We start from the raw sequence: 13,255 nt of genomic DNA, 5'->3' as shown, positions 1-13,255 counted from the left end.
GTTGTAAAAACAACCTACACATTTGGTTCGTCTTACTTTGTTCAGTTTTCAAAGGTCTACTGTGTTACCTCGCAGCAACTTTTATATCATATCAAATCTTCGATTCGATGTCAACACTTTTTTAAAAAAGTTTCAAAGTTTTTTTCTGCTTGGTGTTATCGAATGTTTCGTGACAACTTCATTAGTTTATCAGGTTACTCGTTGTTTGTCAACAACTTTCTCGCTGATTTTTCAAGTTTTTTCAAACTTGAATTGTTATTCTATTTTAGTTGATTGTCACTCGTTTCTGCGACAACTTCACTAGTTTATCAGGTCGTCCGTCGTTTGTCAACAACTTTCTCGCTGATTCCCAAAGTTTTTTTCAAACTTGGTTTGTTATGTTATGTGATCGTTTGGCGTGTTACATCAGTGCCTTGCGACAAGATATAATATACCAAGTTTACGGGCTCAGGTCAACTAAAATTTGCACTTTTTTTAAACTTTTTTTCGTTACCGATTGTTTTATTACTTTTGTTCTTTATTGTTCGTTTTTGAGCAAAAAACCAGCTCTTTTCCCCCTATTTCTTAATTTTTGGTAACATATTCTAAATTTACCGTAACTTCTCTTTGTTTTTGTCAATTTTTCTATTTTTTTGTTAGAATGAAGAAGAAGAATTCTACTATATATATGGAGGAAATGAATGATATGAAAATTTTAGTTGCTGATGATGATAAAGAGATTGTAGAACTACTGAGCATTTATATTCACAATGAGGGGTATGAGGTGGTTAAAGCTTACGATGGAAAAGAGGCATTGTCCAAGATTCGAACAATTTCAGATATTGATTTACTTATCTTAGATATCATGATGCCAATCATGGACGGTATGCAAGTAGTGAAAGAATTGCGTAAGGAATCTCAAATTCCTATTATTATGTTGACTGCTAAAACAACTGATATGGATAAAATAAAAGGTTTGGTAGCTGGAGCTGATGATTATGTTACAAAACCATTCAATCCATTAGAAGTTATGGCTCGAGTTAAATCTATTTTAAGACGTAGTCAAATGCAACTGAAAGCAGATGAACCTGATGTACTCGAAATAGGATCATTAATCATCAACAAAGATTCCCACGAAGTAAAAACAGTTGAAGGAAAAGAAATTCAATTAACTGCTTTAGAGTTTGGTATTTTGTATCTATTAGCTAGCCACCCTAATCGTGTTTTTAGTGCTGATGAAATTTTTGAACGTGTATGGCAGCAAGAAAGCATTGTTTCTGCAAAAACGGTTATGGTTCATGTAAGTCACTTGAGAGATAAGATAGAAGAAGCAACTGGCGGAGAAAAAGTCATTCAAACAGTTTGGGGAGTTGGATATAAGATCGATGCTCGTTAGACAAAAGAAAATCGAAAAACAAAAAAGAATCACCCTAACATCAAAGGAAATTAGCGAATTACTTGCTGAAGGAATCGTCACGATCATCCTGTTACTTCTATTAAATGTTTCAATTACAGTTATTCTTAGTGGTAACCAAACATTACAAGGCATCATCTGGGCAACTAAAGGTGCTTTTGCAACCGAGCTAAATACAGATTTATTTTGGAGTTTGAGTAAATTTGTTATTCCAATCTTTTTTATAGTAGACGTCGCTGTATTGTATTGGCGTTTGATTCGTCGTTATCGTCAAATGCAGTTGCGGCATATTATCAGTGAGCTGCACTATATCGCTGATGGTAATTACGACCACCGTATTCCTTTTGAGCTGAGCGGTGATTTAGCAAAAGTTGTTACTAGCATCAACGGTTTGGTTGATAGCACCGTTGCAGCTATTGAAGACGAACGTAAAATTGAAAAATCAAAAGATGAGCTTATCACAAATGTGAGTCATGATATTAGAACACCTTTAACTTCTATTATAGGATATTTAGGTTTGATCGAAGATCGGCAATTTCACAATGAAGAAGATTTGTTGAAATATACCCATACAGCTTATGTAAAAGCAAAACAGATGAAATTACTTGTTGATGATCTCTTTGAATATACGAAAGTTCGCCAACCTTCTGTCCCTATTAATACGATCAACTTTGATATGACTCAACTGGTTGAACAGCTTGCCGCTGATTTCGAACTAGAAGCTGATAAAAATAATATGACCATTCAAGTCAACGCTAACCCTACATCAATAAAAATGGATGGAGATACTGAAAAATTAGTTCGTGTCTTCAATAATTTACTATCAAATGCACTTAAATATGGTAAAGGTGGTAAAAACATTGTTATAGATGTTGAAAAAGTTGGAACCGAGGCTGTAATCGCCGTTAGAAATGATGGCCCCCCGATTCCTAAGAAATCTCTTGATCAATTATTCGATCGTTTCTATCGTGTCGAAGAGTCTCGCTCACAAGAAACGGGCGGGACAGGTCTTGGTTTAGCAATCGCACAAAGCATTATAGCTCTGCATGGCGGCTATATCTATGCGACTTCGGATAATCGTTGGACATCGTTTATTATTCATTTACCTTTAAAAAGAAATTGATATACTGAGGTTGACATCTAAACAAAAGTTTTGTATCCTAATGACAAGCAAAGAGAAAAAGTATTTATAGTGCTGAATTAAAGAGAGTTTGCGGTGGTGAGAGCAAATATTCTACTATAAAGAAGTCCGTCTCTATTACATGCGTTTGACGAAATAAGTCAGACCGGTCGTAGCCGTTATCTGCATTACAAGGGCAGCGTTATAGCTGAACTTGGGTGGTACCGCGAAATTCAAGTCATTTCGTCCCAAGAATTTTTTTCTAGGGATGGAGTGGCTTTTTTTTTACAATGTTATTTAGCTATATGTGCTAGCCCATGTAGCTTTAAAATTGAAGGAGGAGTAATTATGTTAGATGTAAAAATGATTCGTCAAAATTTTGATGAGGTTCAAGCAAAATTGAAAAGCCGTGGTGTAAAAGAGGAGATATTAGTAGAATTCTTGCGTTTAGATGAAAGCCGACGTAATTTATTAGTAAAATCAGAAGAACTAAAAAAATATCGGAACGATGTTTCAGCAGAAATCGCACAATTAAAACGAAATAAAGAAGATGCTACAGTCAAGATTGCTGAAATGAAAGAAGTAGGCGGTAATATCAAAGCCTTGGATACTGAAATCGAAGACATCGATACTAAACTTCATGAAATTTCTACAACATTACCAAATCTTCCACATGATTCAGTACCTGTCGGCGCAGATGAAGACGATAATGTTGAAGTACGTCGTTGGAGCGAGCCTAGAAGCTTCGCTTTTGAACCTAAACCACATTGGGATGTAGCCGAAAATCTTGATATTCTTGATTTTGAGCGCGGAGCAAAAGTTTCAGGTAGCCGTTTTGTTTACTATAAAGGACTTGGTGCTCGACTAGAACGTGCCCTATACAATTTCATGTTAGACTTGCACGTCTATGATCACGGCTATACAGAAATGATGACACCTTATATCGTAAATAGTAATTCTATGTTCGGTACCGGTCAATTTCCTAAATTCAAAGAAGATGTCTTTCAGTTAGAAGGTACTGACATGACGTTGATCCCAACAGCTGAAGTTCCTCTAACAAACTATTATAATAATGAAATTTTGGATGGTAAGGATTTGCCAATTTATTTTACAGCTCTTAGCCCATCTTTCCGTTCGGAAGCTGGAAGTGCTGGCCGTGATACTCGCGGATTGATCCGTCTACATCAATTTAATAAAGTAGAAATGGTAAAATTTAGTGACGCGCAAAATTCTTATGAAGAACTAGAAAAAATGACAGCCAACGCTGAAGATATTTTACAAAAGCTGAACCTACCTTATCGTGTAATGTCACTAGCTACAGGCGATATGGGCTTCTCTGCTGCTAAGACTTATGATTTAGAAGTATGGATTCCAGCGCAAAATGCCTACCGTGAAATCAGTTCTTGTTCAAACTGCGAGGATTTCCAAGCTCGACGCGCTATGATTCGTTACCGCGATGAAAATGATAAAGTTCAATATGCCCATACTTTAAACGGATCTGGTCTAGCTGTTGGACGAACTGTTGCTGCTATTTTAGAAAATTACCAAAACGAAGATGGATCTGTCACGATTCCAGAAGTTTTAGTTCCTTATATGGGTAACTTGAAATTAATTAAATAAATGAAAAGAATCGCTAATTTAACCTTATGTTTGTTGAAAGTATAAATCAAGCATGATACATTTGAGTTACTATAAGCAGTCAAATTTATAAATTAGAAGGATTAAACGTTATGGACAGAAAAAATCACCCACGAAGTACTCGAAATAGCCGGCGCGAAAAAAAGAAACACATTTTCACAAAAAAAATAGCTTTTGCATCTATACTTGGTGTTTCTTTTATTTTAATCTGCGGTGGTGTTTATGCAACTTATGCCGTGCAACACAAACACGATGAGGTAAATGAAGTTGAAGAAGATAACCAGTATGAAGAAAAAGAAACCGCCTTATTAGAAAAAATCCGAAAAGCTCAAAAACAAGAGGTTCTCGAAAGTTCTGAACAAGAAAAAATAGATGGTAATATCCAAACATTAATCTATGAACCCGTTGCTACAGACATTATCCCTCAATTACCAGAAATAAAAACAGAATTAACGGCTTTAATAGAAGCTACTAAAAAAAATAGTTCTAAAGAAACCCCCATAAAAATTATTGGGCGCGTAAAAGCAGATAAAATCAATGAACAAGTGATAGGCTATTTACCCGCTGTCGACACCTATACATGGGATCAAGAAAAAGAAGACTGGTCTGAAAAAACCGAAGTGGGTAAAAATACAGCTTACGTCAACAAAAAAACGAAACAGCCATTGACGCTACAAGATATTTTCTTAAGTGAAGCAAATATTCTAGCTGTCCAACAAGTTGTTCAACAAAAATTGCTAGATGAAAGCTCTGATGGTAATGCTATCATTGATGCGGTACTCAATATGCCAAATCTCTCATTAGATAAGACTACTTTCACTTACTATTCTGATAAAATCAGCTTAAACCTACCTGACAATTCGACTGGTAAAAATGAAATCACATTACCTTATAAAGACATTGCTGGTTACGTAAACCCAGAATTTGTAGATGCATCTTTTATTAAAGACGTATTACCCGCACCTTTAGATCCAAACAAAAAATATATTTCACTTACGTTTGATGATGGCCCAAATCCTGAAACCACACCTCGCCTTCTAGATATTCTAAAAGAAAAAGGTGTCAAAGCTACATTCTTTATGTTAGGACAAAATGTGGTAAAACATGAATCACTTGTACAACGAGTAGCCCAGGAAGGCCATGAGGTAGCTAGCCATTCCTACTCACATCCACAATTGACTGGCCTCGATGCCCAAAGAGTGAAAGATGAAGTCCAAAAAACAGACAAAGCCATCTATCACGCAATTGGCAAGCTACCAACTGATTTTAGACCGCCTTATGGTGCTGTTAATAAAGATGTAGCAGCAATCATTGGTAAGCCGATTATTCAATGGTCTGTAGACTCTCAAGATTGGCAAAGTCATAATGCTCAAGCGATTATCAAACGTATCGATGATACAGCCTACAATGACACAATTGTGTTGATGCATGACATCCATCCTGAAACAGTGGACGCTGTAGCAACTGTGATTGATCATTTGCGTGGAGAAGGCTACGAGATTTTACCTTCTAAAGAATTACTAGGAAAAAAAGCTAAGCCGCTTCATATGTATTATGGTTCTAAAGATGAACGGCCTGTCCAATAACAAAAAAACTACCAATGTCGATTATGACATTGGTAGTTTTTTTATTGTTCTACAGAGTAATTAGGTGCTTCTTTCGTAATTTGTACATCATGAGGATGAGATTCTTTCAATCCATTTCCACTCATTTGAATAAATTGTGCTTCTTCACGTAATTGTTGTAGATTTGCTGCACCGACATAGCCCATACCAGATTTTAACCCACCGATCATTTGGAAAACAATATCTGATACGCTACCCTTATAGGCAACACGTCCTTCAATACCTTCTGGAACTAATTTATTTGCTTCGTTAACTCCGCCTTGGAAATAACGATCACTTGAGCCTTTTTCCATTGCACCCAATGATCCCATTCCACGATACGTTTTAAAACGACGTCCTTGATAAATTTCAAATTCACCAGGTGATTCATCTGTACCGGCTAACATACTACCTAACATAACAGCATGTCCACCAGCTGCTAAAGCTTTTACGATATCTCCAGAATACTTGATTCCACCATCAGCGATAATAGCTTTACCATATTTACGTGCAACAGAAGCTGCATCATAAATCGCTGTTAATTGAGGAACACCCACACCTGCAACGACACGTGTCGTACAGATAGAACCAGGTCCGATCCCAACTTTAACGACATCAACACCTACGTCATAAAGAGCTTTAGCCCCTTCAGCTGTTGCGATATTTCCAGCAATTAATGTAGCTTCTGGGAATGTGTCACGAATTTCTTTGATTTTACGAATCACACCAGCACTATGACCATGAGCAGTATCGATAATGATTGCGTCAACACCTGCCTCAAGTAATGCTTCGGCACGTTCAAAAGTATCACTTGTAACGCCAACTGCTGCCGCTGCTAGTAAACGACCATGTTCGTCTTTCGCTGCATTGGGAAATTCGATTACTTTTTCAATGTCTTTGATTGTAATCAGACCGCTCAGACGATTGTTTTCATCTACGATCGGTAATTTTTCAATTTTATGCTTTTGTAAAATCTTTTCAGCATCTTTTAGAGAAGTACCTACTGGGGCTGTGACTAAGTTGTCTTTTGTCATGACTTCATCGATTTTCATTTGATAATCTGTTACAAAACGCATATCACGGTTCGTAATGATACCAACCAATTTACGATTATCCATTGTTTCTACGATAGGTACACCGCTGATACGATACTTGCTCATTAGATTTTCTGCATCTGCCACTAAATTCGTTGGGGTTAAGAAAAATGGATCGATAATCACGCCGCTTTCAGAACGTTTTACTTTACGAACTTCATCTGCTTGTTGCGCGATGCTCATATTTTTGTGAATAACGCCTAAGCCACCTTGACGAGCCATTGAAATAGCCATTTTACTATCAGTTACTGTATCCATACTTGCACTGATTAGAGGAATATTCAACTTTATATTTTTTGCTAGTTGGATACTCATATCCACCTCATTTGGCAAAACATGACTTTCTGCTGGAATCAATAAAACATCATCAAATGTAAGACCCTTTTTCGCAAATTTTGTTTCCCAGTTAGACATTTTTCAGACCACTCCTCTATTTAATTTTATATAAGAAAATAACAGATAATAAAAGGTAAGTCAACCGCATTTCCCTGTTTAGAGAAAATTTCTTACACTTTCTCTAAACATGAGTTTTCTCTCATTTTTTTGTTATCCAATTAAAAGAATAACTATAGTTATTTCTTTAAGTTCAGCTCAGTTGAAGTCCAAGGTCTAGATTTCCAAATTATACAAATTAAGAGGGTGATGATCGATAAGCTTAATGAAATTTTTTGCGCCCAAGTTGTTTGGTAAAAAATAGATACCCGACCTTTTTCAGCTAAACGAATAGCAACTAATCCATTTTCTTTATTTAATGATGCTGGTATTGTTTTGACGTTTCCATTACTTACTATTTTAGCCTGATAACCATAATAATAGATAAACGGAATCGTAACCATCGTTTCTTGTGTACCCTTTGTATGATAGTCAAAAGCCACTGAATCAAAGTTCATTTCGGTATTCGATATGTTTATTTGGTCTGAGTCATAAAGTACTTTACGTTTTTTATTCTTTTTAATAGTAGAATAATCAACTTCTTTTGGTAAATACTCATGTCCTGCACCAATATAATAGCTATTTGTTTGATCATATGAGTGGTGTGATAAGATTCGTTTTCCTTCGGTATCAATACTTTCCTTCTCATACAACCCGACACCAATTAAAATAACCATAATTAGAATTATTTGGCTACTTGGAATTTTTTTGAATAATCCGATGTCATCATTTGCGATGAGATACGCCAACAACAAGGTCACGATCGATAAAAAACGCCATGGAAATTGAATCGTATTTAGTGGTGTTTGATCAAAAAAGTGCCATGGAAAAAGATCTGTCACTATAATCATAAAAAACAGCGCTAAAATGATTAAGTCCCGATGTTGTGCGTCTCGTTTGAATAGCATTACTCCATATATAATCAACCCCGCCAATAAAATAATTCCAATATTCGCAGATGACGCATGAAAAACTGTATTTTTAAAACTATTTGCCAACAATTCGCTAAAAGAATAACTTCTATCTGAAATCAACGTTAGCGGGTTGGATGTAACTTGAAAAGTCGTATGCTTCATCTGTTCAAAAACTGGTACTAAATAAAAAGCGAGTAATAAAATAGTCACCCCAGCGGCTTTTAGAATCGCAAAGATTACCTCTTTTTTTAAAAAGCTCCTCAGATTTAAAAGAATATACATGCCGATAAAAATGCTGATAATTTCTATCGAAATAAAATGTGCTAAGCCAATTCCTGTCATCGCAACGGTCAACAGTAACCATTTTTTCTCTTTACCATGTTTCAATAAATAGAGACTTGCTAAAACTAATGGAAAAAAGCTCATTGCCAAGAGCTCACCAATAGCCTGACGATTAAAAAAATCCTGCAGACGGTAAATCGATAGCGTATATAATAATGAAAACAAGTAACTTTTCATTTCGGATAAACCCATGTACTTTCCTGATATATAGGTTAAAATAAATGTACCTAAATTTATCCCAATAGCAAAGATAATAAAACTGGTTGCAAGCGAAAAACCAAAAACGCGCAAAATTGCTGGAAAGTATAGATAAAAATCTGGATAGAACAAACTAGAGGCATACCCATATCCACCAATAAAAAAGTAACTTACTTTTGGCAATAATAGGCCATGACGTAAAGATAAAGCCAATCCTTCGATCCTATTTTGATGAAAATGGTAATCGTCACCTATCATGATATGATTATTTTGAAGATAAACAATATATAAAGACAGTACACTTAATATAAAAAAACTTAAAAAAATTAGTAATCGACTATGTTGATTGATCCATGTTTTCATTGAGCCACCTCTTCATAATGAAAATTGATTGAAACTTTCATTCTTATTCTCTATGGTATCGTGCCAACGCTTTTCTTTCAAACATGAACTCTTTCAGATTAAAACTATGAATAAATTTAGCCATAATTTAATACTTAGCTAAAAAAGAGAAAAGTCTTGGACAAAACGACGTTTAGTTTTGTCCAAGACTTTTCTCTTTTTTATTCTTTAACGTGCCAAGCTACTACGCATATTATACTTTTTCTTTAACAAATAACGAGTACCTAACGCAATCCCACCAATAATGATAACTACAACTGGATCTAAAACTGGGTTAATAACAGCTGGTAACATTGCTGAGCCCGTAAATACAACTAGCCATAAAAGCATAGCACCAACTAAAATGAATCCTGTTTTGATCCAACCCGGGCGTTTAGATTTGTCCACGCCAGGTCGATCATATTGATATACGTATTTATACATTAGATAGAATGCATATCCACCAGCCATTGACGCTAATACTAATGTCAATAATCCCAATGGTTGTGATTTTCCTTTGGACCACATCATCATAACTGAAAACATAATCGTCATTACACCGAATAATAACAATGTATTATCTAACCACATCAAGATCGGTGTTGATTCTGGAAGTTCTTCCGGTTTATTTAAGATAGACTCCGTACGTTCAGCCACTGTTCCGAAAAGCTGACGGGCAGTTTTCCCACTTTTTTGACCTTCTACTAAATGAGGTAGAATTTCGTGCAAAGCAAGTGTCTGTGCTTCTTCTGAAAGATTAGCAGCAACCAATGATTTTTTTAAGTCAAAGATGTACTGTTCGTTTCTCTTTGTCAATTTTTGTTCAAGTTCACGATTTTCTGAAACAATATCTCGAAGTACTTCTGATTCCATTTTTGCGTCCTCCTCGCCCGTGGCCAACGGGGCAGTCTTTACCTAAAAAGTATTCTAACACATTTTTTAGGGAGAAAAACAGTTTTTAGCAAATTTTTCCCTATACGTTGAAACGGAAAAGCATAACATCGCCATCTTGAACAACATATTCTTTTCCTTCTAAACGAACTTTTCCTGCTTCTTTTGCGGCTTGCATATTACCGTACGTATTCAAATCATCAAATGAAACCGTCTCTGCACGAATAAATCCACGTTCAAAATCAGTATGGATAATCCCGGCTGCTTGAGGCGCTTTGATCCCTTTACGGAAAGTCCACGCACGTACTTCTTGCTCGCCGGCAGTAAAATATGTTGCTAAGCCTAAAAGGTCATATGCTGCACGTATCAATTGATCTAAACCAGACTCTTCAATACCTAACGCTTCTAAAAAGTCGGCTTTATCTTCATCATCTAATTCAGCTATTTCTTCCTCGGCACGAGCACAAACAACGATTACCTCTGCTTGTTCATTTGCAGCGAAAGTACGAACTTGTTGAACATATGGATTATTATCTGAATCCGCTACTTCATCTTCTGACACATTTGCCACATATAAAATAGGTTTTGCTGTTAGTAAAAATAAGCTTTTAACGATTTTTTGCTCATCTTCGGTAAATTCGATCGTACGAGCAGACAACCCTTCTTCTAAAACAGGTTTAAGTTTATCTAATACTGCTAATTCAGCTACCGCATCTTTATCTTTCGTCTTAGCTATTTTAGCTACACGAGTATAGCGTTTCGTGATAGAGTCCAGGTCAGCTAATACTAATTCTAAATTGATCGTGTCAATATCTGCCAACGGGTCTACACGTCCTTCAACGTGGGTAATATTATCATCATCAAAACAACGTACTACATGACAAATAGCATCCACTTGACGAATATGGCTTAAAAATTGATTTCCTAACCCTTCACCTTTGCTTGCACCTTTTACGATTCCGGCGATATCTGTAAACTCAAAAGTAGTGGGTACTGTTTTTTTAGGTTTCACTAACTCTGTTAAACGCAGCAAGCGCTCATCTGGTACTTCAACCATACCTACATTAGGATCAATTGTTGCAAACGGATAATTTGCCGCTTCTGCTCCTGCTTTTGTAATTGCGTTAAAAAGGGTAGATTTCCCTACGTTAGGTAAACCTACGATTCCAGCTGTTAATGCCATTGATCATTCACTATCCTTTATTAGTTTTTTTTCCAAAATTTTCTTCATCTTTTTTTCAAAATCACGGCGTGTCAACATCACGATATGACCGCAGTTTGTACATTTTATTTTAATATCAGCGCCCATTCGGATAATTTCCCAACGATTTGCCTGACAGGCATGGGGCTTTTTCATTTCTACAATATCACCAAGATCATACATAATAGATATATCCCTTCTATCAATAGTCGTTAATAGTCAGAAAATCAGACATAAACATACAAGGATACAATACCATTTTTTGGGCAATCAAGCAAAGCTATTTTATTGATTGGCTTTTTTTATATGATTCGTAAGGAAACACTAGGAATACAAACCGTTATTTCTCAAAAAATCAAAAATAATTCAATTTAATTAAGATTGTATTTGTAATATTTATGTTGGATAATAATGAAAATATCACTACACAAACAGTATCTACATTTCTGTTCAAGATACTATTATCTATACTGATATTTAAAGGAGTTTTACTATGAAAAAATTTGACTTACTAGAAAAAGTAGAAGTTTATCAACTTGACTTACTAATATATCTAAGTAACGTTGGGGGTAGCGCAACAAAAAAAGAGCTCATGCAACATTTAAATATCGGAGATTATTTTTTATCCAAACTGATTGAAGGATTGATGGTCTCCGAAAAAAAAGCAAATAGTCGCTTTTCTATTGAAGTAACTAAACAAACAATCACTTTCAAAACTAAACCCGACTACTCTCTTCACACTTTGTATAATGAAATGATTGTCTATGCACCCAAATATAAAATTTTGGAAGAATTGTTACTACACGGGTCGATTGATAGCTCTCGTTTATGTGAAAAAATTGGATTAAGCTATTCAACTTACTTTAGAAAAATCAATGAATTAAACAGCTTATTAAGCGAATTTGATTTGACCATCCAAAATGGCGTTCTACTAGGTTCTGAATTACAAATTCGTTTTTTTTATGTTTCTCTTTATATGGTCACAGATCCTAAACAACAATTAAAAGTACCGAATATTGATCCTAGAATTTACGAAACAGTCAATAATATTCAGCAGATCATTGACTGCAAAATGCCCTTTTTTGCTCGAAAAAAACTTATTATCTATTTCAGTCTATTAAAAAGGAGAAATGCACAAAAGTGCGTACAAAACGACTATGATCAGGAAACTTTTTTCAGTAATAAAACAGATATTGACAGCCAAAAACTATTTATAAGCGCCCTTAAAAGATCCCACTTATTCAAAAAAGTAAATAAAATACTTGGATCTTTTTTAGTTTATTACTCCTTTAAATTACTTCCTAATGAAACGATCTTATTGCTTCTCTTCATGTTTGGTGAAGAAATCATCTCTGTTAATTCTCCCTGTTTAAAGGAACTTGATTTAATTGAACGTTATAGTAATTTTTTTATTCGAACTTTAAATAAGGAATTTCTGAACTTAATGGAAAAATGCTTCCCAAATACTTTTTTAAAGGATACACAAAGTTCAATCCTCTACTATTATTTAAACTCTATTGGCTACCGTCATTTAATATTTAAAGGGCATATTGATTATTACTGGGAACGAAATTATATAGAGTCAGTGGATACGATACACTCCGAAACTATTCATTATTTTATTGATTACTTAAAAGAACGATACCCAGTGCTCTTTATGGATGACACTCATGATACCATTCTCATTTCAAAATATGCTCATGCTATAAATTTTTATGAAGAATGCATCAAAACTAAAATTTCTGTTGGGGTATTTATCGAAGGTGATTTGCTCCGTAAACAAAAATCCATGGATTGGTGGATTAAATACATTGAATTAACCACCTTTGCCCAAGCCACTCCCCTAACTTCAAATCAGCTTTATGATCTAGTTATTAGTAACGTAGATTGCTCCTATCTGAAAAAAAGAGGGAAGTATTTTTTCTTTTTGAGTAACTATAACGAGAAAAAAGATGTATCTGATCTAGATCACTTACTGTATGATATTTATTCCTCTAATCGATAAATTCTGCTTACTCTCTATGAAAACATTAGGTCTGAGGCATAA

General features: G+C 35.1%; 10 protein-coding genes and 1 other annotated feature. Of the genes, 5 read left to right on the top strand and 5 right to left on the bottom strand.

Translation table 11 applies throughout. From position 1 onward, the window contains the following. Positions 1 to 685 precede the first annotated feature (685 nt). From croR to I583_RS14540, 4 genes are all read left to right on the top strand, one after another. Complete coding sequence (gene croR, locus I583_RS14555) at positions 686 to 1,375, top strand: response regulator transcription factor CroR (protein WP_010762183.1); 690 nt, start codon at positions 686 to 688, stop codon at positions 1,373 to 1,375. Further along, complete coding sequence (gene croS / locus I583_RS14550) at positions 1,365 to 2,516, top strand: sensor histidine kinase CroS (protein WP_010762182.1); 1,152 nt, start codon at positions 1,365 to 1,367, stop codon at positions 2,514 to 2,516. Before croR ends, croS begins: the two co-directional genes overlap by 11 nt. A 38-nt stretch (positions 2,517 to 2,554) precedes the next feature. After that, positions 2,555 to 2,767, top strand: a binding site (T-box leader). Positions 2,768 to 2,861: 94 nt separating this feature from the next. Further along, positions 2,862 to 4,133 (top strand): serine--tRNA ligase, encoded by a 1,272-nt coding sequence (serS, locus tag I583_RS14545; RefSeq protein ID WP_010762181.1) that lies wholly within the window; start codon positions 2,862 to 2,864, stop codon positions 4,131 to 4,133. 110 nt (positions 4,134 to 4,243) lie between these two features. Then, the gene (locus I583_RS14540; protein WP_010762180.1) at positions 4,244 to 5,737 is read left to right on the top strand and encodes a polysaccharide deacetylase family protein; all 1,494 of its coding nucleotides are present in this window, start codon (positions 4,244 to 4,246) and stop codon (positions 5,735 to 5,737) included. A gap of 41 nt (positions 5,738 to 5,778) precedes the next feature. On the opposite strand, the gene guaB is transcribed toward I583_RS14540, so the two are convergent. The 5 genes from guaB to I583_RS14515 form a co-directional block, all read right to left on the bottom strand. Beyond that, the gene (gene guaB, locus I583_RS14535) at positions 5,779 to 7,263 is read right to left on the bottom strand and encodes an IMP dehydrogenase (protein WP_010762179.1); all 1,485 of its coding nucleotides are present in this window, start codon (positions 7,261 to 7,263) and stop codon (positions 5,779 to 5,781) included. 158 nt (positions 7,264 to 7,421) lie between these two features. Beyond that, a complete protein-coding gene (locus I583_RS14530) occupies positions 7,422 to 9,098 on the bottom strand; it encodes a glycosyltransferase family protein (protein WP_010762178.1) in 1,677 nt (558 codons plus the stop codon). 207 nt (positions 9,099 to 9,305) lie between these two features. Next, positions 9,306 to 9,989 carry a DUF1129 domain-containing protein gene (locus tag I583_RS14525; RefSeq protein WP_010762177.1) on the bottom strand — a complete coding sequence of 228 codons (684 nt, stop codon included), beginning with the start codon at positions 9,987 to 9,989 and terminating at the stop codon, positions 9,306 to 9,308. A 100-nt stretch (positions 9,990 to 10,089) separates the two neighbouring features. Further along, a complete protein-coding gene (ychF, locus tag I583_RS14520) occupies positions 10,090 to 11,190 on the bottom strand; it encodes a redox-regulated ATPase YchF (RefSeq protein ID WP_010762176.1) in 1,101 nt (366 codons plus the stop codon). Between the two features lie 3 nt (positions 11,191 to 11,193). Then, positions 11,194 to 11,391 carry a DUF951 domain-containing protein gene (locus tag I583_RS14515; RefSeq protein WP_010762175.1) on the bottom strand — a complete coding sequence of 66 codons (198 nt, stop codon included), beginning with the start codon at positions 11,389 to 11,391 and terminating at the stop codon, positions 11,194 to 11,196. A gap of 310 nt (positions 11,392 to 11,701) precedes the next feature. On the opposite strand from I583_RS14515, the gene I583_RS14510 reads away from it, so the two are divergent. Next, positions 11,702 to 13,213, top strand: coding sequence for a helix-turn-helix domain-containing protein (locus I583_RS14510; protein ID WP_010762174.1), 1,512 nt, complete (start codon positions 11,702 to 11,704; stop codon positions 13,211 to 13,213). Positions 13,214 to 13,255 lie beyond the last annotated feature (42 nt).

The organism is Enterococcus haemoperoxidus ATCC BAA-382 (assembly GCF_000407165.1).
Lineage (GTDB): Bacteria > Bacillota > Bacilli > Lactobacillales > Enterococcaceae > Enterococcus_L > Enterococcus_L haemoperoxidus.
The sequence above is the reverse complement of the archived record's forward strand: the minus strand, read 5'-3'. Positions and strand labels throughout refer to the sequence as shown.